Source organism: Streptomyces sp. NPDC101132, from assembly GCF_044759225.1.
Taxonomy (GTDB): Bacteria; Actinomycetota; Actinomycetes; order Streptomycetales; family Streptomycetaceae; genus Streptomyces.
Genome location: NZ_JBIVYX010000018.1, coordinates 41,429 through 62,107, shown reverse-complemented (window position 1 = coordinate 62,107; position 20,679 = coordinate 41,429). Strand labels below are relative to the sequence as shown.

General features: G+C 72.2%; 21 protein-coding genes and 2 pseudogenes. 11 read left to right on the top strand and 12 right to left on the bottom strand.

The annotated features are described in order from the left end of the window. Positions 1–45 precede the first annotated feature (45 nt). The 6 genes from ACIQUR_RS31425 to ACIQUR_RS31400 all read left to right on the top strand — a co-directional run bounded on the left by ACIQUR_RS31425 (position 46) and on the right by ACIQUR_RS31400 (position 9,152). Positions 46–2,283: an ATP-binding protein gene (locus ACIQUR_RS31425; protein ID WP_403671676.1), complete on the top strand. Its 2,238-nt coding sequence runs from the start codon at positions 46–48 to the stop codon at positions 2,281–2,283. Positions 2,284–2,694: 411 nt separating this feature from the next. Next, positions 2,695–3,711: a ribosome-inactivating family protein gene (locus tag ACIQUR_RS31420; RefSeq protein WP_403671673.1), complete on the top strand. Its 1,017-nt coding sequence runs from the start codon at positions 2,695–2,697 to the stop codon at positions 3,709–3,711. A 322-nt stretch (positions 3,712–4,033) separates the two neighbouring features. Then, a complete protein-coding gene (gene lanL / locus ACIQUR_RS31415) occupies positions 4,034–6,706 on the top strand; it encodes a class IV lanthionine synthetase LanL (RefSeq protein ID WP_403671670.1) in 2,673 nt (890 codons plus the stop codon). A gap of 41 nt (positions 6,707–6,747) precedes the next feature. Next, positions 6,748–6,903 carry a VenA family class IV lanthipeptide gene (locus tag ACIQUR_RS31410; protein ID WP_164877874.1) on the top strand — a complete coding sequence of 52 codons (156 nt, stop codon included), beginning with the start codon at positions 6,748–6,750 and terminating at the stop codon, positions 6,901–6,903. Positions 6,904–7,212: 309 nt separating this feature from the next. Then, the gene (locus ACIQUR_RS31405) at positions 7,213–8,283 is read left to right on the top strand and encodes an ATP-binding cassette domain-containing protein (protein ID WP_403671666.1); all 1,071 of its coding nucleotides are present in this window, start codon (positions 7,213–7,215) and stop codon (positions 8,281–8,283) included. Then, a complete protein-coding gene (locus tag ACIQUR_RS31400) occupies positions 8,280–9,152 on the top strand; it encodes an ABC transporter permease (protein ID WP_403671664.1) in 873 nt (290 codons plus the stop codon). The genes ACIQUR_RS31405 and ACIQUR_RS31400 overlap by 4 nt, the downstream gene beginning before the upstream one ends. Positions 9,153–9,345: 193 nt before the next feature. Here the strand turns inward: ACIQUR_RS31400 and ACIQUR_RS31395 are convergent, their stop codons facing one another. After that, entirely contained in the window at positions 9,346–9,738 is a 393-nt protein-coding gene (locus ACIQUR_RS31395) for a winged helix-turn-helix transcriptional regulator (RefSeq protein ID WP_403671661.1), read from the bottom strand. A 99-nt stretch (positions 9,739–9,837) separates the two neighbouring features. Here ACIQUR_RS31395 and ACIQUR_RS31390 point away from each other — a divergent pair, with 99 nt between their 5' ends. Then, positions 9,838–10,245: a RidA family protein gene (locus tag ACIQUR_RS31390; protein ID WP_403671658.1), complete on the top strand. Its 408-nt coding sequence runs from the start codon at positions 9,838–9,840 to the stop codon at positions 10,243–10,245. A 38-nt stretch (positions 10,246–10,283) separates the two neighbouring features. Here ACIQUR_RS31390 and ACIQUR_RS31385 read toward each other — a convergent pair. Beyond that, a pseudogene (locus tag ACIQUR_RS31385) lies at positions 10,284–10,454 on the bottom strand (fasciclin domain-containing protein); the annotation flags it as partial. A 42-nt stretch (positions 10,455–10,496) separates the two neighbouring features. Continuing rightward, complete coding sequence (locus tag ACIQUR_RS31380; protein WP_403671654.1) at positions 10,497–12,089, bottom strand: molybdopterin-dependent oxidoreductase; 1,593 nt, start codon at positions 12,087–12,089, stop codon at positions 10,497–10,499. A 237-nt stretch (positions 12,090–12,326) separates the two neighbouring features. Between ACIQUR_RS31380 and ACIQUR_RS31375 the strand changes: the two genes are divergently transcribed. After that, on the top strand, positions 12,327–12,743 hold the full coding sequence (locus tag ACIQUR_RS31375) for a hypothetical protein (RefSeq protein ID WP_403671651.1): 417 nt from the start codon (positions 12,327–12,329) through the stop codon (positions 12,741–12,743). A 16-nt stretch (positions 12,744–12,759) separates the two neighbouring features. Further along, positions 12,760–12,921 carry a hypothetical protein gene (locus ACIQUR_RS31370; RefSeq protein ID WP_403671648.1) on the top strand — a complete coding sequence of 54 codons (162 nt, stop codon included), beginning with the start codon at positions 12,760–12,762 and terminating at the stop codon, positions 12,919–12,921. A 157-nt stretch (positions 12,922–13,078) separates the two neighbouring features. Here the strand turns inward: ACIQUR_RS31370 and ACIQUR_RS31365 are convergent, their stop codons facing one another. Continuing rightward, positions 13,079–13,318, bottom strand: a complete 240-nt coding sequence (locus tag ACIQUR_RS31365) for a chaplin (protein WP_403671645.1) — start codon at positions 13,316–13,318, stop codon at positions 13,079–13,081. Positions 13,319–13,618: 300 nt separating this feature from the next. Here ACIQUR_RS31365 and ACIQUR_RS31360 point away from each other — a divergent pair, with 300 nt between their 5' ends. After that, positions 13,619–13,825: a hypothetical protein gene (locus ACIQUR_RS31360; RefSeq protein ID WP_403671642.1), complete on the top strand. Its 207-nt coding sequence runs from the start codon at positions 13,619–13,621 to the stop codon at positions 13,823–13,825. Then, complete coding sequence (locus tag ACIQUR_RS31355) at positions 13,822–14,121, top strand: hypothetical protein (RefSeq protein ID WP_403671640.1); 300 nt, start codon at positions 13,822–13,824, stop codon at positions 14,119–14,121. Before ACIQUR_RS31360 ends, ACIQUR_RS31355 begins: the two co-directional genes overlap by 4 nt. Positions 14,122–14,169: 48 nt before the next feature. Here ACIQUR_RS31355 and ACIQUR_RS31350 read toward each other — a convergent pair whose 3' ends face one another. The 8 genes and pseudogenes from ACIQUR_RS31350 to ACIQUR_RS31315 form a co-directional block, all read right to left on the bottom strand. Next, positions 14,170–14,505: a hypothetical protein gene (locus ACIQUR_RS31350; RefSeq protein WP_403671638.1), complete on the bottom strand. Its 336-nt coding sequence runs from the start codon at positions 14,503–14,505 to the stop codon at positions 14,170–14,172. Between the two features lie 8 nt (positions 14,506–14,513). Continuing rightward, the gene (ctaD, locus tag ACIQUR_RS31345; RefSeq protein ID WP_403671901.1) at positions 14,514–16,244 is read right to left on the bottom strand and encodes a cytochrome c oxidase subunit I; all 1,731 of its coding nucleotides are present in this window, start codon (positions 16,242–16,244) and stop codon (positions 14,514–14,516) included. Positions 16,245–16,648: 404 nt separating this feature from the next. After that, positions 16,649–17,152: a hypothetical protein gene (locus ACIQUR_RS31340; RefSeq protein ID WP_403671925.1), complete on the bottom strand. Its 504-nt coding sequence runs from the start codon at positions 17,150–17,152 to the stop codon at positions 16,649–16,651. 81 nt (positions 17,153–17,233) lie between these two features. Further along, positions 17,234–17,314 (bottom strand): annotated as a pseudogene (locus ACIQUR_RS31335) (DUF3618 domain-containing protein); the annotation flags it as partial. Then, complete coding sequence (locus tag ACIQUR_RS31330) at positions 17,290–17,724, bottom strand: phage holin family protein (RefSeq protein WP_403671635.1); 435 nt, start codon at positions 17,722–17,724, stop codon at positions 17,290–17,292. The pseudogene ACIQUR_RS31335 and the gene ACIQUR_RS31330, both read right to left, overlap by 25 nt. 3 nt (positions 17,725–17,727) lie before the next feature. Next, the gene (locus ACIQUR_RS31325) at positions 17,728–18,450 is read right to left on the bottom strand and encodes a hypothetical protein (protein ID WP_403671632.1); all 723 of its coding nucleotides are present in this window, start codon (positions 18,448–18,450) and stop codon (positions 17,728–17,730) included. 152 nt (positions 18,451–18,602) lie between these two features. After that, positions 18,603–19,211, bottom strand: a complete 609-nt coding sequence (locus ACIQUR_RS31320) for a hemerythrin domain-containing protein (protein WP_403671629.1) — start codon at positions 19,209–19,211, stop codon at positions 18,603–18,605. An 85-nt stretch (positions 19,212–19,296) separates the two neighbouring features. Further along, positions 19,297–20,493, bottom strand: coding sequence for a hypothetical protein (locus ACIQUR_RS31315; RefSeq protein WP_403671626.1), 1,197 nt, complete (start codon positions 20,491–20,493; stop codon positions 19,297–19,299). Between the last annotated feature and the right edge of the window lie 186 nt (positions 20,494–20,679).

Here is a 20,679-nt window from a genome sequence, read left to right as displayed (position 1 = left end):
AGTACGGCGTTTCAGCTGGTCCGCACTGACCAGGGGATATCCAGCATGGACACCGACACGCCGGCCACCGGCGGCTTCGGCGCACTCCTGCACGCCCTGCGCACGGCCGCCGGCCTCAGCCAGGAGCAGCTGGCGCACACCGCGGGCGTGAGCGTGCGGGCGCTGTCGTACCTGGAGCGTGGCCGCTCCCGGGGGCCGCAGCGCCGCACCGTACAGGCGCTGGCGACAGCACTGGCCCTGGACGAGGACACCGCTCGGCGGCTGGAGCACGCCGCGAGCCTGGGCCGTCCCCGCCGCGCCGCCACGGCGGAGGCCCCGCCCCCGCCGCCCGCCCCCGCGCCCGATCTGCTGCCGCGCGCACCGCGCGGATTCCACGGACGCGCGGCCGAACTGGACTCCCTGTCCCGGGCCGCGGCGGGCGAGGCGCCGGTCTGCCTGGTCGTCGGGCCCGCCGGGGTCGGCAAGACCGCCCTCGTACTGCACTGGGCCCACCGCGGCCGCGCCGGATTCCCCGACGGGCTGCTCCACGCCGACCTGCGCGGCTTCAGCGGGACGGGCGAGCCCGCCCTCATCGATGTGCTGCGCGAGTTCCTGGTGGTGCTCGGCGTGCCGCCCGGCGGGATACCCGAGTCGGAGAACGCCGCCGCCGCGCTGTTCCGGTCGCTCGCCGCCGACCGCCGCCTCCTCGTCGTGCTCGACAACGCACGGGACTCCGAGCAGGTCAGACCGCTGCTTCCCGGCGGCCGCCACTGCGTCACCGTCGTCACCAGCAGGCACACCCTGCCCGGCCTGATCGTCACCGACACCGCCCGCCCCGTCGCCGTCGACGTACTCGCCCCGGAGGACGGCACGATGCTCCTCGCCGGCGTGCTCGGCTCCGAACGCGTCCGCGCCGAGCCGGAGGCCGCACGGCGGCTCGCCGGACTCTGCGGCGGGCTGCCCCTCGCCCTGCGCGTGGCGGCCGCCCGGCTGGTGCAGCGCCCCGGCTCTTCGCTGGCCGCCCTGGCCGCCGAGATGTCCGACGAGACGCGCCGACTGGGCCTGTTGGACGTGGAGGACACCAGTGTCCGGGCGGCGCTGCGGGTGACACTCCAGCAGCTCCCGCGGGACGTCTCCCGGCTGTTCGCCCACCTCGGCCGCCATCCCGGAATGCACGTCGACCGCCATGCGGCCGCCGCCCTGGCGGGCACCGGCCCGGCAGCCGCCGAGGCCGCCCTGGACCGGCTGGCGGCCGCTCACCTCGTCACGGAGGCGGCGCCCGGCCGGTGGATCCTGCACGACCTGGTACGGCTCTACGCGCGGACCCTGGATGCCGGCCCCCAGGCCCTCGCGCGCGTCCTCGACCACTACGTGGCCACGGGCGTCGCCGCCGTCGCGGCGGCCGAGCCGGGCAACGAGGAGTGCTTCCCGCTGCCCGCGGACCACCTGGCTCCGGCCGCCGTACGGGAGTTCGCCGACCGGTCCGCCGCCGTGGCCTGGTATGCGGCCGAGCGGGACGACCTCGCGCTGGCCGCCGCCGCTGCCCACGAGGCCGGACTGCACGGCAGGACCTGGCGGATCGTCCTCACCCTGTGGCCGCTGATCGTGTGGCGCGTGCGGGACGGCTGGGTCCCGCTCCTGGAGACCGCGCTCGCGTCGGCGCGCGCCGACGGTGACGCGTACGGCGAGTCGCGCGTGCTGAACGTGCTCGGCTGGGTGCTGATCGAGGAGGGCCGCACCGAGGAGGCGCTCTCCCGGCTGGGGGCCGCCTCCGCGCTCGCCTCCCGGGCGGGGGACGCGGTGGCCGAAGCGAACGCCCTGATCGTCCTCGCCATGGCGCAGGCGGCACGGGCCGGCCGGGCCGAGGCCGCGCGAGGCTGCGAGCGGGCGCTGGAGCTGGCCCGCAGCGCCGGCGACCGGACCATCGAGAGGCTGGCCCTCCAACACCTGGCCCGTCACCAGGCCGACGCCGGGCAGTGGCGCCGGGCCCTCGGCACGGCGGACGAAGCCCTGGCCTCCGCCTCCGCCGCCGCAGCCGATGCCGCCGACGGGCGACCCGGCACGGTCGACATCCCCCGCATCCTGCTCCTCATCGTGCGGGGAGAGGCCCTGCTGGGCCTCGGCGACGAAGCCGGGGGCATCGAGCAACTCGACCTGGCGGCCCGGGAGGCGGAGTCCTCCGGCTACGAGGACGGCGCGGTACGGGCCCTCGGTGCCCTGCTGAAGGCATCGGCGGACCCTGAGCACCGGGCCCGCTACGACGCGGCCGCCGCGCGCCTCACGACGCGGCCCCCGCGGGCCTGACGCCGTGCCCGCGCCCCGCGGGCCTGACACGGCGCCCGCGCCCCGCGGGCCATGCACCCGCAGGGACTGGTCCGCCGCACCGGCGCTGCATCCCGCAGGCCTCTCCCACCAGCCGTGCGGGGGTGGGGGAGTGGCAGAAGTGGGCGGAAGCGGTTTTGCGGGTGGAACTGCATGTTCCTTTCCTCCGGGGTCGGGTTGACTCGGGGACCGAGGGAGGTACTGCCGGCGACGGGCTCCTGCTCCGTTCGGGTCGCCCCGGGCGCGGCGGGGACCGGTGCCTGTGGGCCGGCGGTGTCTGCTTCGTGTCCGGTCCCGTGACGGCACCCCCGGTCTGACCTCCGGGCGGCTGTGTCGCGGGACGTGTCGCCGCGCCGGTTCGGCCGCGGTACCTGCTTCAGGGGAACTACTTCGATGTATCCGATTTCCGCTGTCCGCCGCGCGGGCAGGAGTCTGGGCTGTCTGCTGCTGGCCCTGATGGCCACCTGCACCCTGGTCTCCGCGAACGCCTCACCCGCGCAGGCCCAGCCCTGGCCCCACCGGAACTGGGAGACCATCCAGTGGAACATGCACGACTTCCAGAGCCAGACGGTCGGCACCCAGGCCGCCCGGGACCGGGCGAACCGCTTCGAGGACATGGTCAGGCAGCTCCGTAGGCTGGCCGGCCACCAGATCGGCGGCCAGGAGACCCTGGGCCAGCTCAGCGAGACCTACCAGACCGGCGCCACAGACCGCATCATCCAGGTAGCGGTCTGGACCAACCTGTCGGGCCGGTCCCAGCACCACCTGTCCCTGTACTTCAACGCCGCCAACCTCTACCTCGTCGGCTTCACCTCCCGGGGCCGGCACTACCAGTTCCGGGACTCCAGCCCCGGCCAGGGCAGCTCCAGCCCCATCCTGCGCACCAACCTCGGCGAGCTGTACCGCCGCCATGTCGGAGGGGACGCCCCGCTCTTCCGCAACCTCGGCTACACCGGCAACTACAACCAGCTGGACTCCAGCAACAGCCGCGTGCATCGCCAGTACCTTTCCAGCGAGATCATGAGCTCGGTCAACCACCTGATCGACCCCCAGGACCTCGTCCATGACGACCTGCGCAGGCACCTTGCGTTCCTGATCGGTGCAACCGCGGAGTCCGCCCGCTTCGGCTGGATCCAGCGCCGGATCGCCGCAGCCATCGCCTACGGCGGCGACCCCTCCGACTCCCCGGCGAGGCCCGCACACCTCGGGCTGTTCGGCCAGGACCTGCAGCGGGCCTGGTCCGACCTGTCGATCCTGACCCATCGCGAGCTGGACCCCCACCCCACCCGCCCCGCCCCGAACGTGGTCATCAACGGCCGCGTATACCGGAGCCTGGAGGACATCCTGGGCTTCTCCGAGGAAGACATGCCGACCCTCAGCCCCTTCCTCACCCTCTTCGGCAGCGTCTGACCCCACCAGGACCACGCGCCAACCGCCCAGCCGCGCGAATGACCGGGCCCGGGAGATCCGCCACGGACCTCCCGGGCTCAGCCGTCCATGCCTCGCACGCGACCGAACTCCAGCGCCAACGCTGTTCGGACACGAAGGCGTGTGCACGGTTCACATCGGATCCGCCGCGCCCGCGCGCACTCCGTTCTCCGCGCCTTTCGAGACCACGAGGCACCGCCAACGACACAGTGCGCTCGCTGCGCCGGGTGACGTCGGGCACGCGCCGTCTATATGTTCCGAAGGCATAGTCCAGTCGCGGTCCACACGGTGGAGAGGGATGGGCATGACGAGCCAGGCAAGCGAAGTCGAACTCCGGGACCTGCTGGACCGGTCGCTGGACGCCACGGGACAGACCACGCGGTGGACCGTGGACACGGACGCGATGTGGTGCCGCCTCACACCCGCCTCCGCGACGCAGCCCGACCAGGGCTGGAAGCTGCACGTGTCGGCCACGTCCACCTCCGCTCCCGCGGTGCTGGCCCGTTCCCTGGACGTGCTGCTGCTCGGGGACTGCACGTTCAAGTTCGCCCGGTCCCTGGAGCAGGTGAGCGCGCTCAACTCCCGCGCCACGCCGAGGGGAAGCTCGGGCAAGTTCATCACCGTCTACCCCCGCTCCGACGCCGAAGCGGCTGCGATCGCGCTGGAGCTCCACCGGGCCACGGCGGGACTGGCCGGTCCACGCATCCTCTCGGACCACCCCTACGTCGTGAACAGCCTGGTGCACTACCGCTACGGGGCGTTCGTCGGCCGCCAACGGCTCTCCGATTCGGGCCTGTTGGTGTGGTACATGGAGGACCCCGACGGCAACCCCGTGGAAGACGTCCGCACCGGCCGCTACTCCCCGCCGTCCTGGGCGGTGAGCCCGTTCCCGGCCTCCGTGCCCGCCCCGCCGGCCGCGGAGCGGGCCACCGCCGACCCGGTGCTGCTGGGCGGCCGCTTCTCGGTACGGGAGGCGATCCGTCACACGAACAAGGGCGGTGTCTACCGGGGGACGGACGTCACCACGGACATGCCGGTGGTCATCAAGGAGGCCCGGCCGCACGTGGAGGCCGACGCCTCCGGATCCGACGTGCGGGACTGGTTGCGCGTCGAGGCCCGGGCACTGGAGTTCCTCGACGGCACGGGGCTCGCCCCGCGGCTCCTGGCGATGTTCGAGCACGGAGGACACCTCTTCCTGGCCGAGGAGGAGGTCCAGGGTCTCCCGCTGCGCAACTGGGTCGCCGAGCGCTTCCGCGACGTCGGCGGCGAGCGCTACCGCGCCGAAGCCCTGGCCCAGGCGGGGCGTCTGGTGGACCTCCTCGCCGCGGCCCACGCCCAGGGCTGCGTCCTGCGGGACTTCACGCCCGGCAACATCATGGTCCGGCCCGACGGTGAACTGCGCCTCATCGACCTGGAGCTCGCCGTCCTCAAGGACGACGTCCCGCTACCGACCACCGTGGGGACACCCGGCTTCAGCGCCCCCGAGCGGCTGGCGGGCGCGCCGGTCTCGCCGACGGCCGACTACTACAGCCTGGGTGCCGCGGTGTGCTTCGTCCTCACCGGCAAGGTCCCCAGCCTGCTGGCCGAGGAGCCCGCGGCCAGGACGGCGCACGAGCGGCTCGCCGGGTGGCTGGCCGCCTGCGACGACGTACTGCGGCTGCCCGAGGGCCTGACCGAGATGATCCTCGGCCTGATGAGCGACGATCCCGCCGAGCGCTGGGACCCCGAACGGGCCGGAGCGGCCCTCCGCCGGGCGGTACGGGGCCGCCCGGGCCGGGTCACCGCGGCCCCGGCCGAGCGGACCCCGCGCTCCGATGCGACGCAGGGCGCGGTGGCGGGCATCGTGGACCACCTCATCGGCTCCATGACCCCGCGGGACGAACGACGCCTGTGGCCGGTGTCCACCAAAGCGGGGGAGAGCGATCCCTGCACGGTGCAGCAGGGCGCCGCCGGCGTCCTCGCGGTCCTGACCCGGTACTTCGAGTTGACCGGTGACCAGCGCCTGCCGGAGGTGCTCTCCACCGCGGGACACTGGATGGCCGCGCGGACGGACACCCGCTCCACGCGGGCCGGCCTGCACTTCGGCGGCCGGGGGACCGCGTGGGCGCTGTACGAAGCAGGCCGCGTCCTCGACGACCGCGTGCTCATCGAACACGCGACGGCCCTGGCCCTGGCCCCCCAGGAACCGGCACCCCACCACGACATCACCCACGGCCGGGCGGGGAGCGGACTGGCCGCCGCCCACCTCTGGCACCGCACCGGAGACCAGCGATTCGCCGAACGCGTCGTCGAGGCGGCCGACGCGCTCATCGCCGCCGCGACACCCGAGCCGTCCGGTGTCAGCTGGCCGGCGCCTCCCGAAGTGGTCACCGGGAGCACCGGAGAACGCTATCTCGGCTTCGCCCACGGGACGGCCGGCATCGGATGCTTCCTGCTGGCCGCTTCGGCCGTCACGGGCCGGCAGGAATACCTGGACACGGCCCTGGCCGCGGGAGACGCGCTGGTGGCCGCCTCCCTGACGGTCTCCCAGGCGGCACAGTGGCCGTCCCGAGCCGGCGACGTGCCCACCGCCCCGTACTGGTGCCACGGTTCGGCGGGAATCGGCTCCTTCCTGCTCCGGCTGTGGCAGGCCACCGGCGACGATCGGTACGGCGACCTGGCCGGGGGAGCGACGAGGGCCGTCATGGAGCGCGCCTCCCGCGCCCCCCTCGGCCAATGCCATGGCCTGGCGGGCAACGGCGACTTCCTCCTCGACATGGCCACCGCCACGGGGGACCCCGCCCACAGCGCGTCGGCCGAGGCCCTGGCCCGCCTGATCACCGCCGAACAGATCCACCGCGACGGCCACGTCGTCTTCCCCAACGAGTACGGGGACGTCTCGACGGGCTGGAGCGACGGGTCCGCAGGAATCCTGGCGTTCCTCCTGCGGACCCGCCACCCGAGCTCCCGGCTCTGGATGATCCAGCGGCCGGGCTGACAGGAACCCCTGTCGACACCACGAAGAGCAAGGAGACAGTCATGGAGAACCGCGACCTCGAACTGCTGGCTCACCTGCACGCCCTTCCGGAGACCGACCCGATCGGCGCCGACGGGGCCGCGTTCGCCGACACGTGCGCGTGCGTCGGCCTGCTCACGCTCCTCAACACCGTCTGCGTCGGCATCAGCTGCGCCTGACCAGGCCGTAGCCCGGACGGATCCGAGTACCGCCGGCGGCCCCGACAACCGCTCCGCTGTTGACGAGGCACTGAACGCCGGTCACCCGTAGGCCACAACACCCGGTGCACCCGCATCGCCAGTCGATCAGGGCAGCACGAGGGAACCGGCCGACCTCCGGCCGGTGGCCGCCCCGCGGCAGCCACCGGCCGGAGCGTGCCGGCCCCGGCCTCCGGGCAGCACGCCGTACTCGCCCCGAGCACCGCCCCTGCGACCCGTTGCGCGCCCGAGTCCGTGGACGACACCCAGCAGACGAGGACCCCAGTGACCATGCAGCCGCACGCCGGTGCCGACGCCCCCGCACGGGCGCCCCTGCCGGCCCCCGCCACGGTCCCGGACGGTGCACGGCCCGCATCGCGGGGGCCGTACGCCATCAGCACCCGCGGTCTGGTGAAGAGCTACCCCGGCCCGGACGGTGGCGTCACCCACGCCGTGCGCGGCCTGGACCTCGACGTACACCAGGGCGAGACCTTCGCGTTCCTCGGCCCCAACGGCGCGGGGAAGTCCACCACGATCTCCCTCCTGTGCGCCCTGGCCCGCCCCACGGCCGGCACAGCCACGGTGGCGGGCGTCGACGTCCTCACCCACCCGGGCCAGGTCCGCCGCCAGGTCGGCATGCTCTTCCAGCACAGCGCACTCGACATGGAACTGACGGTGCAGCAGAACCTGCGCGTCCACGCCCGCCTGTACGGCATGAGCCGCCGCGACGCCCACCGGCGCACCACCGAGACCCTCGACGCCATCGGCCTTGGCGACCGGCGGCGGGCCCCGGTCCGCACCCTCTCCGGCGGCATGCGCCGCCGCCTGGAACTCGCCCGCGGCCTCCTCCACGAGCCGCAGGTCCTCTTCCTCGACGAGCCCACCACCGGACTCGACCCCCACGCCCGCGCCCAGGTCTGGGACTACCTGCGCCACATGCGCGAGCGGCAGGGGACCACCCTCTTCGTCACCACCCACTACCTGGACGAGGCCGAGAACTGCGACCGCCTCGCCATCATCGACGGCGGCCGCCTCGTCGCACAGGGAGCGCCGACCGCCCTCAAGACCGCGATCGGCAGTGACCGGGTGGTCCTGCGCACGCACGACGACCCTGCCGCCGACCGCGTCCTGCGCCGCGCCGCCCCGCCAGGCACCCGCACCGACCTCGGCGCCGACGGGATCAGCCTGCGCCTGCCCGACGGCAGCGCCTGGATCCCCCGCCTGTGCGCGGCTCTCGCCGCGGAGGGCATCCCCGTCCGGGCCGCCTCCGCGACCCCGCCGACCCTCGACGACGTCTTCTTCCACCACACCGGCCGCAGCATCCACACCGCAGGACCCAAGACGGCGGGTGAGGGCCCGTGAACACCCCTGCCGTCACCGCCCCGGGAAACCCCGCCGGCCGCGCCGACACGCATCCGGCACCCCCGGCCCGCCTGCGCCGGGAACTGCGCGCGGTCCACGCCCTGGTCCACCGCGACCTGCTGCGCCTGTCCTTGCAGCGCACCCACTCCGCCCTGATGCTGATCCAGCCGGTGCTGTACCTGTTCATCCTGGGAGGCGGACTGGCCGCCCTGATCCCCACCGCGACGCTCGGCGTGGGCTACCAGGTCTACCTCTTCCCCGGCATGCTGATGATGACCGTCCAGAGCCCCGCGATCATGGTGGGCATCCGCCTCATCACCGACCGGCAGACCGGATACCTGCGGGAACTCCTGATGGCCCCGGTCAGCCGCGCCACCCTGCTCCTCGGCAACTGCGCGGGCGGCACCGTGGTCGCCACCGTGCAGGGCGCCGTCCTCCTCGCCCTCGCCGGCGCGGTCGGCCTGCCCTACGACCCGCTGCTGCTGACCCTGCTGCTCGCCGGCATGATCCTGGCGTCCTTCACCATCACCGCCCTGGCGCTCGCCCTCGCTGTCAGCCTCGGCCGGGCCGAACTCTTCCACATGCTCCTCGGCCTGGTGATGATGCCGCTGCTCTTCCTCTCCGGAGGCTTCTTCCCCCTCGACAGCCTCCCCGGCTGGGCACGCGGGCTGCCCGCCCTCAACCCCCTCGCCTACGGCGTGGACCTGCTGCGCCGCTCCATCAACCTGCGCGTGCCCCAACAGACGACCACGGTCGGCATCGAATGGTTCGGCCACCAGCCCCCACTCCTCCTGGAAGCCGCGGTCCTCCTCACCGCCGGCGCCCTCGCCCTGCTCTACGCCACCCGTCGGTTCGGCCGCCCCGAATGACCCCGACCGCGCGGGCCGCGGCCGCCCAGACGGAACGACCCCGGCGCCTGTCAGGCCGCCGGGGTCGTCGTGCACACGCCGTCGGCTTCGCAGCTCGTGGGGCGCCTGCGCAGACCCACCCGGTGCCCCTGTGCCGGATACGGGGCCCCCGCCGGTGCTGCGGGTCCTCGGCGTCTTCTGACGAGGCGTCTGCTCAGGCGGTGTCGAAACGGCGGCGGGCGGTTTCGATGTCGGCGAGGTGGCGGTGGGTCCAGTCGCACATGCCGTCGACCGCCGCGCGCAGGGCCCGGCCCGGCTCCGTCAGGGTGTACTCGACGCGCGGCGGCACGACGGGGTGGACGGTCCGTTCCACGAGGCCGTTGCGTTCGAGCAGGCGCAGGTTCTGGGTCAGCATCTTGTGGCTGATGCCCTCGACCTCGTCGCGCAGCTCGGTGAACCGCAGCGTGCCGTCGCCCACCGCCTCGATGATCAGCAGCGCCCACTTGTTGGCGATGTCGGAGAAGATCTCCCGTGCCAGGGAGTCCGCCCGCGTCACATCCGCATCGTCCTTGGCCGAGCCCGAGTCTCTGACCTGCTTGGTCACCATGAGGTTCCCCCGTCACCGAAAAGTGCGTTCTTCCAGGTAGAGCGCCACTCTCCTACGGTTTCCCAGTAACCACAAGAGACCACGAGGAGCAGGAACAACATGGCCGTCACCCTGGTGAACCCCGAAGGACTGCCCACCGTCGACGCCTACCGGCAGGTCGCGATCGCCTCGGGCACACGGATGGTCTTCATCGCCGGGCAGGTCGCCTGGGACCCCGCCGGGCGCACGGTCGGCCGGGGCGACCTGGCCGCCCAGGTCGAGCAGTGCTACCTGAACGTCGCCACCGCCCTCGACGCGGCCGGCGGCACCTTCGACGACGTGGCGAAGCTGACCGTCTACGTCGTCGACTGGACCCCCGAGAAGATGCCCCAGCTCATGGACGGCATGGCCCGCGCGGCCGGAAGGCTCGGGCTCGAACCGGTGCCGCCGGCCTCCCTGATCGGCGTCGCGACGCTGGACGTTCCCGAGCACCTGATCGAGATCGAGGCGATCGCCGTCCTCGACTGACCGATCCGGCACCTTACGGGATCGCTTCCCTGATGCGGCTACTTGGGCATCAGGACGGTGTCGATGATGTAGACGTTGGCGTTGGCGGTCTTGACGTTGCCGCAGACCACCTTGGCGGTGTCGTTGACCGTGTAGGACTCGCCCGAGCCCGTGGTGGTGACCGTGCCCTTCTGCAGGGTCTCGAAGCTGCCGTTCTCCAGCTGCTTGGGCTGGCCGGTGGTGCTGCCCGAGGGCCTGCCGTCGGGCGGGTTCTAGGGGACGGTGACGAAGACGCTGTGCCAGCCGCTCGCTCCGTCGGGGATGGTCCGCGTGCGCTGCTCGGTCTGCACCTGACCGGTCCCGTCGGTGGCGCGGACGGTGATGGTGTGGCCGCCGGGCGTGGCCTTCCAGGGGCGGGACCACTGGCGCCAGGTGTCGATGGTGGCCTGCGGGGCCAGGTCGGCGTCCTGCCAGGGGCCGTCGTCGATGCGGATCTCGACGCGGGTGATGCCGCGGTGCTGGGCCCAGGCGACGCCGGCGATGGTGAGAGTGCCGGCGACCGGGCGGGCGAACGGTCTGGGGGTGTCGATGCGGGCCTGGGTCTTGACCGGTGCCCGGCGGGCCCACTTTCGCTTGACCCAGTACGGGTCGTACGTGTCGAAGGTCGTCAGCTCGATGTCGGTGATCCACTTGCACGCCGACACGTACCCGTACAGGCCGGGGACGAGCATGCGGACGGGAAAGCCGTGGTCGAAGGGAAGCGGTTCGCCGTTCATGCCGACCGCGAGGATCGCGTCGCGGCCGTCCATGACGTCCTCGACCGGGGATCCGAGGGTCATCCCGTCCACGGAGCGGGCCACCAGCTGGTCCGCCTTCCCGCCTTGGGACGGGGGCCGGACTCCCGCCTCCCGAAGGAGGTCTGCGAGGCGGACGCCGAGCCAGCGGGCGGTGCCGATGTAAGGGCCGCCGACCTCGTTGGAGACACAGGTCAGTGTGATGTCGCGTTCGATCAGGGGGCGGGCCAGGAGCTGGTCGAGGGTGTAGGTGACGGGGTGGGTGACGCCCTTGCCGTGGACGCGCAGCCGCCAGGTTCCGGCGTCGACTCGGGGAACGGTCAGGGCGGTGTCGACCCGGTAGAAGTCGGCGTTGGGGGTGGTGAAGGGGCTGATGCCGGCGACCCTGAGCTGGACGCCCGTGGGGAGCGCGGGTGCCGGGGATGAAGGAGGCGGCAGGGCAAGGCTGTTGCGGGAGGCGACCGCACCCCGGCCCCGGCGCCCGGTGACGTACCGGCCCAACGCCCCGGCCGAGGCCGCCGCCACCGCGGTCACGCCGGCCGCGGCGAGGAAACCGCGCCTGTTCCACCCTTCGGCACCGGCCTGGCGGTTCCCATCGACGGCAGTGGCGGCGGGAGAGGCCTGCGACGCGAGCACGTACAGGATGACGGCACCACCGAGGGCCCCGGCGATCGAGGGGAGCGCGTCGCCGATGCCGGTGGAGTCCGGGCGGCTGAGGGCGGCGGCGGAGCCGACGATCCCGAAGAGCAGCACGCCCGCTGCGGCGGCTCGGCGATGGGACAGGGCGAGGACGCCCAGGACGACGGCGACGAGGGCGAGGACGGCGAGGATTCCCAGCTGCAGGACGGTCTTGTCGTTCTCCCCGAAGGCGCGGATCGCGAAGTCCTTGACCGCGGAGGGGGTCCGGTCGATCACCGCGCCTCCGACGACCGTCACGGGCCCGGCCGCCGGACGCACCAGCCCGGCGACCAGCTCGGCCACCGCCAGTGCCGTGAATGCGGCCAGAACCCCGGTCAGCGCGCCGACTGCGGCCCGGGAGAGGGTGCTGCGGAAGCTGCTCACACCCCGCATTCGGCAGCCTTTGTCCGGCGGATTGGTGCGACCTCCGGAAGAGTGAACCCCTCACGGGTGTTGCCCTCCCACGCAGGCCGGAGCGGGCCGGTGCCAGCCCACCGGGCGACTCTCCCGGTGCACATACCAAACGCAATCCTTGTCACGGTTTGTATCGAATCCTTCGCGTGAGGCCCTTGAAAGGACCCGCAGCACACCGAGTTCCACGAGCGACTGGATTCAAGGGAGGTGAGTGCGATGACCGCATACCTGAACGTGCGCAGGCTGGTGGCCGGGGCTGCGTCGGCCGGACTGCTGGCCGGTGCGTCCGTGCTGGGCGTCTCCGCCACGGCGAACGCGGCGTCGGCGCCGTCGGCGGCGCCCGCGACGGTCACCGGCGACCGGGACCACCGTCACGACCGGGACCACCGTCACGACCGGTGGGACCGTCACGACCGGTGCGACTGGGTGAAGGGCCAGTGGGCCGAGAAGTGGGTCAAGGGGCACTGGGAATGGAAGTGGCACCAGGGCACCTGGCACCACGGCTACCAGGACCGGCACGGCCAGTGGCATGACGGCTGGTGGGGCAAGGGTTACTGGAAGCAGCACTGGGTGCCCGGCCACCACGCCAGTCACTGGGTTCCCGCCCACTGGAACTGCCACGACAAGTGGTAGCCCGAGTCAGGGCCTCGTGGGGTTCCGGTTCCACCGGAACGCGCAGGGCGGGCCGCGGCGGACCGGTCCGGGCGGCCGCGGTCTGGACATCGTCCGGGCACTCGGCGCGGACCTGCTCGTCAGCCGGTCGGGCTGCGGGAAGCAGGTCGTCGCCGTCCTCACCTGGCAGCACGGGTGAAAGGGCGTACTGCGGGTGGCGCCGACAGCCACCCGCAGCCGACCCGCCCGGCACGGGAGTCACACGCAGCATCCCAGGACCCCGTGCCGGGTCGGGAGACCGGCCGGCGCCATCTCGTCCTGACGGCGCCGACCGGAGCTTCTGCCGGCGGGGCCGGTCAGGCGTTGACGCAGGTGTTGCCGAAGGCCGGGTTCAGCAGCCCGATCACGCTGACGCTGTTGCCGCAGGCGTTGACCGGGATGTGGATGGGCACCTGGATGAGGTTGCCCGACGCCACGCCCGGCGAGTACGCGGCCACGCCCTGCGCGCCTGCGTCGGCAGAGGCCGCCGACGCGCCGGCCGCCAGGATCGCGCCCGCTGCCAGGGCCACGGCCAGACCTCGTCGCACATCAACCATGTCTTCGTACCTCCCGTGAGGGTGTCCGGCCGTACGGAGGTCCCGCGCGGCCGGTGAGGGATCCCGTGAAGCTCGGTCTCCCTCACACCCGCTCTTCGCCACAGCCCACGCGGCGGTTTGGCCCCCTCCCGCCGGTTCCCTCCAAAGGGTGGGTTCCGGCTTGCGCGGGTGACGACGCCCCACCATCCGCGGGTCCGGCGGCAACGAAGAACAGGCGAGACAGATGCACGGGCATGCCGGGCCGGACCGCCCTCGACGGCGGTCCGGCCCGCGCGGCCACGACACGAGGAGCGGCATGCGATGGACGCCTCGACCCCCGACGGCCGCACCGGGCGGCCGCTTCGCCTGCCGGCCCCAGCCGGAGCCTCGCAGGCGCACACCGGCCGTCCCCCGGACGCTGCCCGCGGCGACCTCACCGGCATCGTGGCGCACACCGCTTCCCGTCATCCAGCACGCATGCGCGACGGGCTCAACCGGCTCCGCGACCGCATGGGGGTGATCACGTGAAACACCACGCCACCTACGCCCACACCCTGGCCGCCGCCCACACCCGCGAGCACGGCGAACGCCAAACCCTCGACGCCCACCTCCGGGCCTGCCAGGCCTGCGGGCAGGAAGCCGCCGCATTCGAGGCCGCCGCGGCCCCTCTGGCCGCAGCCGGCTCCCAGCCGCCGCCCGCGTCCGCCAGAGCACAGGTCATGGCCGCCATCGACCAAGTGCGCCAACTGCCGCCCCACGTACCCGCCACCGCAACCCCCGGCAACCCCCTGCTCCTGATGCCCCTTCGATTGCGAGCCCGATGAGTTCCGGCGCGTACTGCGCCCGGTTCCGAGGCGACTCCCTCCCCGAGGTCAGCTCACGGCATCGATCCACGCCGTGGTGGTGACGAGGACGGCGACGCCGGCCAGGGCGAGCCCCAGGGTGCGGCGCCGCAGGAGGCGGTAGCGCCTGCTGTACTCGGCGCGCAGTTCCCTGGCCCTGGCGATGACGGTGTGCAGCATCTCGCGCCGCAGGGCCAGGTGGTGGTCGGCGAACCGGCGGGAGACCTCGGCCTGTTCGTGCGGGCCGAGCCAGGTCAGGTCGCGGGCGAAGGCGTCGCCCGCGAGCCGGGCGTCGTGGAGGGCTGCCTGGCTCATCAGGTACCCCTCCAGGCGGGCCAGGCCCGCCGTGCTGTCCTCACGGTCCACGAGGATGCCTACCGCTCGGAAGGACCCTGGCCGCCGCCGGGCAGCTTCCGTGCCCCCGGCTCGTCCACCACGTCCCGCTCTCCGTGCTCGCCGGTCCATTCCTGGGCGGCGATCTCGGGATGGTTGAGGTCGAAGGCGGGGGATTCGGAGCGGACGCGGGGCAGGGTGACGAAGTTGTGCCGCGGCGGAGGGCACGAGGTCGCCCACTCCAGCGAACGGCCGTAGCCCCAGGGGTCGTCGACGGTGATCCGTGGCGCGGTCTTGGCGGTCTTCCACACGTTGTAGAAGAACGGCAGTGTCGAGGCGCCGAGCAGGAACGCCCCGATGGTGGAGACCGTGTTCAGGGCGGTGAACCCGTCGGCGGCCAGGTAGTCGGCGTACCGGCGGGGCATGCCTTCGGCGCCGAGCCAGTGCTGGACCAGGAAGGTGCCGTGGAAGCCGATGAACAGCGTCCAGAAGTGGATCTTGCCGAGGAGTTCGTCGAGCATCGTGCCGGTCATCTTGGGCCACCAGAAGTAGAAGCCGGCGAACATCGCGAAGACGACGGTTCCGAAGACGACGTAGTGGAAATGCGCGACGACGAAGTAGCTGTCGGTGACGTGGAAGTCCATGGGCGGCGAGGCGAGGATGATGCCGGTCAGCCCGCCGAACAGGAACGTCACCAGGAAGCCGATCGACCACAGCATCGGGGTCTCGAAGGAGAGCGAGCCGTTCCACATCGTGCCGATCCAGTTGAAGAACTTCACCCCCGTCGGCACGGCGATCAGGAACGTCATGAACGAGAAGAACGGCAGGAGTACGGCGCCGGTCGCGAACATGTGGTGCGCCCACACGGTCAGCGACAGGCCCGCGATGGCCAGGGTCGCGCCGACCAGCCCGACGTAACCGAAGATCGGCTTGCGCGAGAAGACCGGGATGATCTCCGTGATGATGCCGAAGAACGGCAGGGCGATGATGTAGACCTCGGGGTGGCCGAAGAACCAGAACAGGTGCTGCCACAGGATCGGTCCGCCGTTGGCGGGGTCGAAGACGTGGGCCCCGAACTTCCGGTCCGCCTCCAGCACCATCAGGGCCGCGGCCAGGACCGGGAACGCGAACAGCACCAGCACCGAGGTCAGCAGGATGTTCCAGGTGAAGATCGGCAGGCGGAACATCGTCATCCCCGGCCCGCGCATGCAGATGATCGTGGTGACGAAGTTGACCGAGCCGAGGATCGTGCCGAACCCGGAGAGCGCCAAGCCCATGATCCACATGTCGGCGCCGATGAACGGGGTGCGCACGTTGTCGCTCAGCGGGGTGTAGGCGGTCCAGCCGAAGTCGGCGGTTCCCTGCGGGGTGAGCAGGGACGCCATGACCAGCAGCCCGCCGAAGAGGAACAGCCAGAACGAGAGCATGTTCAGCCGTGGGAACGCCACGTCCGGGGCACCGATCTGCAGCGGCATGATCGCGTTGGCGAACCCGGCGAACGTCGGGGTGGCGAAGAACAGCAGCATGACCGTGCCGTGCAGCGTGAAGGCCTGGTTGTACTGCTCGGTCGAAAGGATCTGCAGGCCCGGCCGGGCCAGCTCCGCCCGCACCAGCAGCGCCATGATCCCGCCGGCGATGAAGAACAGGAACGAGGCGATCAGGTACAGGTGCCCGATCTTCTTGTGGTCCGTGGTGGTGATCCAGCTGACGATCACCTGCCCCGGCGAACGCCCCGGCACGGGAACGGGGGCCACCGGTTCGGTCGACGTCATCGCCATGACAGGCCTCTCCACAAGGAACGAGCACACGGGCATCGGACCGGCGCAGCCACCGCGCCACCGAACCTGTCTACGCTCCCAAGACGCGACCCGCCCGCCCCACGCCGTACGCATTCGGGTGAAGGCACCACCGTCGGATTGCCCGACGACTCTCCCCGCGCCCCCGCGCACACCCCTGCGCGCCCCGCCCAGGGGGATGAGGGCGTGGGCGCAGGGCCGGGGGAGGGGCCGGGCCCGACCGCACAGGCCCTCTTCGACGCGAACACCCCCTGACCGCGCAAAGCACGGCACGCTGCCTCCGGGACGGGCATCGGGCTCGGGCTCCGCCCCGGGAGGGCAGCGGCACGCGGACGCGGCCGCGGGGGCCGTGTCCGCGCCCGTCCTCATGGAGGACGGGCTCAGGGAGAACTGGACGTACCGGGGGTGGGGCGCACGTCTTCGGCGGCGTCCTGGACCACCCGGCGCAGCCCCTGCGCCGTTTCCTGACCGGCGCTCTGGGCCTGGTCCCTGGTGGTTTCCGCGGCGTCCTGAGCGGTGCTCTTCACCGCTTCCACGGCCTGGGCCGCGGGCTCCTGCAGCTCTTCCCTGATCTCCTGGGCCGCTTCGACGACCGTCTGCTTGACGGGTTCCAGCAGTTCTCCGGAGTGCTCCTTCAGCTGCTGACCGGCACGTTCCTCGGCCTCAGTGGTGGGCAGGAGGGCGGCCGCGAGCATCCCGGCGCCGAAGGCGATCAGCCCGGCGGCCAGCGGGCTGCCCTGGGTCTGCCGCTTGACTTGCGAGGGCGCCTGCTGAAGGGTCTCGCCCACGGTCCCGCCGACGTCCCTGGCGGTCTCCGCGATGGCGCCGGTGGCCTGGCTCAGCCCTTCCGAAGCGCCGTGCGCCGTGCTTTGTGCCGTGCCCATCACACGCTCCCTCACTCCGCCGGCCCGGTCTCGCATGGACGAGACCTTGCGCTGGGCCACCCTGCGCGGGGTCATCCTGTCGGCCAGGGCATCCACGTTGCGTGCCAGGTGCGCGCGCCGGGATGCCGCGTCGGTCCTCAGCTCGTCGGGTGTCGGGCCCATTGCGCATCCTCCTTCAGCGATTCGACGGTCTGTTCGGGCTTGAAGTGGACGTTGCGCCAGCCTGCCCGTCCGCTCACGAAGAGCGCCGCGCCGACGGCCGCCCACAGCGCGGTGACGATCAGCGCGGCCCAGGCGATGTGGATCACGCTGGCCAGCGCGAAGACGGCGGTGAGACTGCCGAACAGCATCACCATGTGCCCGGCGTAGCCGGCGCCGCCCAGCATTCCGCCCGCTTTGCCGGCCTTGGTGAATTCCTGTGCCAGCTCGGCCTTCGCCAGCTCCATCTCGGTGCGCACGAGACCGGACACATCGCGACCGATCGCTTCGACCAGCTCACCGACCGACGGCTCGGGAGCCTTCCGGTGGACAGGGGCGTGGTGCGTCGGCCGTTCCTGATAGGCGGTGGCCATGGGTCACATCCCTCCGCCCGGCTGCGCACCGCCGGCCGGGGGGTAGGAGGCCGGTGTCGGGACCACGTGCGGGGGCTGCGACTGGCCGTAGGCGTCGGTCGGGTCGTCGTAGCCGGCCGGTATGCCGGCGGGTTCGGCGGGAGGAGCGAAACCCTCGGTCCGGTCCCATCGCGCCGTACTCGCCCCGTCGCCGTCGCCGTTGCCCTTGCCGTTGTCGGCGGAGGCGGCCGCGAGGAGTCCCTTCTCGGCCCGACCGACGAGGAACCCGGCGACGGCCGCGCCCGCCAGGAAGGCGCCCGGCCGGCGGCGGGCGAAGCTCTGCAGGTCGCTGACCAGACCGCCGGGCCCGCGCTGCTCGATGCGGTCGGCGGCCTGCCTGCCGCCGTCGGCCATCTTCCGGACCACTCCGGCCATGGTGGAATCGGGCGGGCTGCTCTCGCCCATTTCCCTCAGCTCCTCCGCGAGCCGGCGCAGGTTCTCCGCCAGGCTCTGGGTCTGGGCCTGTGCCTGCCCCTGGAGCTGTTCGCGCAGGTCGCCGGCGAGGTTACGGGCCTGGGAGGCGGCCTCGCCAACGACGTTGGCGGCCTGCTCCTTCACCGCGGCACCTGTCTCGGCGGCCTTGCTGCCCACCAGAGCGGCACCCTCGCTCGCCTTGTCCTGCGCCGTCTGCGCCACCGCGGACGTACCGCTGTCCTGCCGGCGGCTCGATTCCTGGAAGTCACTCAAGGCTCCTCCTGGTCAAGTAGAGGTTCGAGATTCCCCGCCCGGACTGCCCCTGCCCAGGTTCCGGCCCGCAACCCGCCCATCCGACGACTGGCACCGGTCCTCGTCGAACCGTGACCGAGCGTCCCGGCGCAGGCGCACCCCGAGACGCCCCCTCAGCCCTCCCGGCCCGTGTCCTCGTCCATGGCCCCGCGGACGGCATCCCGCGCCCGGTCGACCAGGGCAGCCACCGGCCCCAGGGCCAGGTTGGCCGTCGCGCTCTCCACTCCGGGATGGGGGTGGGTCGGCGCCACGCTTTCCGCGGCACGGACCGCCTTGGCCATGGCCATCAGCCGGGCCGGGGAGCTGCTGCGGCGCAGCGCGGCGAATTCGTAGCGCTCCTCGGCGCGGGCGTGCACCAGGACGGCGTCGCGCAGCGAGAGCAGTGTCGGCATGAACTTCGGGTCGCCGGTGTCCAGGTCCTCCAGGGCCGAGAGCGTCTCCTTGGCCGCGTTCTCCTCGGCGAGACGCTGGTCCACCACCTCCTCCCCGCCGTCGAACGCGCCGCGCGCATGCGGGTGTACGACTTCCTCCTCGGCCGTCTCGTGAACGGCCAGCAGCCGCACCAGCCGGTGGAAGGCGTCCTTGCGGGCGTCGCCCTCGCTCAGCCGCACCTCGTCGAAGAGGCTGTGGATCTCCCCGTGCTGGCGCATCAGGAGGGCGACCACGTCCTCGCCGGCCGCCGGGTCACCGGGTTGCTCGTCTTCGTGCCGCACGTCCGTCACGGGTTCCTCCTGGAGAAGGCGGGGTGTGCGTTGCGCCGCCGACCGCGTCGTGGCCACGGTCCGGCCGGCCGGGTCCGGGGCGCGGTCATGCGCGCTGTGACCGGTCGGGGTGCGGCCCCTCGGTCTCGACGCGGTAGTCCCCGCCGAACATCTCCCGGTGCTGCTCGATGACCCGGTCGCTCGGCGGTGCCTCCCCGCCGTGGACCCGTGCCTGCATCTCCTCGAAACGCTCGTGCGCCTCGCGGACGTAACCGGCCCCGAGGGTCGTGAGGTCGATCTGGGTGGCCAGCAGCTCCCGCAGGTACTCCTTGTTCGGCTCGAAGGCCAGCACGTTCGGCAGCTGCGGGGCGAGGATCTCCTCCGGTTCGCGCCCGTCCTGCTGCCGCATGAGGTCGCAGGCGATGCGCAGGTGCTCCAGCTCCATGTTCAGGTGCAGCTCCCACACGGCCTTGACCTTGGGATGGCTCTCCTGCTCCATGAAGGAGTAGTACAGGTAGCACTCGTTGTACTCGTGGTTGACGAGCTGTTCCCACCACGTCTCGCCGGGGTCGACCAGGGACTCGTAGTGGGTGACGTGCTCCTCCTCGATGAGACCGATCTCCTGGTAGAGCTGCCGTGCGATGGGCTCCATGTAGGTGGGACCGGTGTTCATGTAGAAGTTCATCGTCTGCTGCTCCGCCGACAGGATGGTCAGCGCGTGGAGCTTGGACAGCGGATCCGTCCGCTTCTTGTCGTAGGCGTCGCGCACGTTGTCCACCGCGTCCCGGTGGTGCAGCCGGGTCGGACGGCCCGGCATGACCTCGGTCAGACCGTCGACGATCGCCTCGGCTTGGCGGTGCTCGATCATCTCGTAGAGGTTCGCGTACCGGTACAGGTGGTCGAAGTCCTCCAGCACCCCGAACTGGTACGCCTGCTGCAGGTACGGGTCGGGCTCCATCCGCGCCACCCACGACGTCAGGTCGACCGCGACCTGCTCGTACGCGATCGTCGTCTCCAGCACGGAGGACACACCCGGCAGCAGCCAGTTGACGACCTTCTGCTGCTGCGCCTCGATGTAGCGGGTCCGGGCCAGCTGCCGCTTGACCTCGGGGTCCACACAGTTGCGGGCCAGGGTGTGCCCGAAGAGGATCGCCTCGACCTCGATGCCGTTCATCGCGATGATGCGGCAGCGGGTGTAGGGGTCACCGGCGTCGGGATCGATCGGAGCGACGTCCAGCTCACGCCAGCTGCGCAGCTGGCGGTCCAGCGGGATGCCGCGCTGTTCGAGCGGGTTGAAGGTCACGGGGGTCACCGGCTTCCGGGAAGTTCGTCCCGCGCTCCGGGAGGGGAACGCGACTGCAGACCTCGGACCGCGGATGCCACCGGTCGGGCGGTCGAAACGGGTCGGCTCCGACAGAACGGCCCCGGCCCCCGCACGCTGACCGCGCCGCCCTTCCGGTCCTGGCGTGAGCGGGGCATCACCGTGATC

Coding starts and splice junctions, on each gene's coding strand:
- ACIQUR_RS31340 (WP_403671925.1), bottom strand. CDS start 17,152: ATGGGCACGGCACAAAGCACGGCGCACGGCGCTTCGGAAGGGCTGAGC.
- ACIQUR_RS31425 (WP_403671676.1), top strand. CDS start 46: ATGGACACCGACACGCCGGCCACCGGCGGCTTCGGCGCACTCCTGCAC.
- ctaD (WP_403671901.1), bottom strand. CDS start 16,244: ATGACGTCGACCGAACCGGTGGCCCCCGTTCCCGTGCCGGGGCGTTCG.
- ACIQUR_RS31410 (WP_164877874.1), top strand. CDS start 6,748: ATGGAGAACCGCGACCTCGAACTGCTGGCTCACCTGCACGCCCTTCCG.
- ACIQUR_RS31360 (WP_403671642.1), top strand. CDS start 13,619: ATGGACGCCTCGACCCCCGACGGCCGCACCGGGCGGCCGCTTCGCCTG.
- ACIQUR_RS31375 (WP_403671651.1), top strand. CDS start 12,327: ATGACCGCATACCTGAACGTGCGCAGGCTGGTGGCCGGGGCTGCGTCG.
- lanL (WP_403671670.1), top strand. CDS start 4,034: ATGACGAGCCAGGCAAGCGAAGTCGAACTCCGGGACCTGCTGGACCGG.
- ACIQUR_RS31330 (WP_403671635.1), bottom strand. CDS start 17,724: ATGGCCACCGCCTATCAGGAACGGCCGACGCACCACGCCCCTGTCCAC.
- ACIQUR_RS31405 (WP_403671666.1), top strand. CDS start 7,213: ATGCAGCCGCACGCCGGTGCCGACGCCCCCGCACGGGCGCCCCTGCCG.
- ACIQUR_RS31365 (WP_403671645.1), bottom strand. CDS start 13,318: ATGGTTGATGTGCGACGAGGTCTGGCCGTGGCCCTGGCAGCGGGCGCG.
- ACIQUR_RS31380 (WP_403671654.1), bottom strand. CDS start 12,089: ATGCGGGGTGTGAGCAGCTTCCGCAGCACCCTCTCCCGGGCCGCAGTC.
- ACIQUR_RS31420 (WP_403671673.1), top strand. CDS start 2,695: ATGTATCCGATTTCCGCTGTCCGCCGCGCGGGCAGGAGTCTGGGCTGT.
- ACIQUR_RS31395 (WP_403671661.1), bottom strand. CDS start 9,738: ATGGTGACCAAGCAGGTCAGAGACTCGGGCTCGGCCAAGGACGATGCG.
- ACIQUR_RS31390 (WP_403671658.1), top strand. CDS start 9,838: ATGGCCGTCACCCTGGTGAACCCCGAAGGACTGCCCACCGTCGACGCC.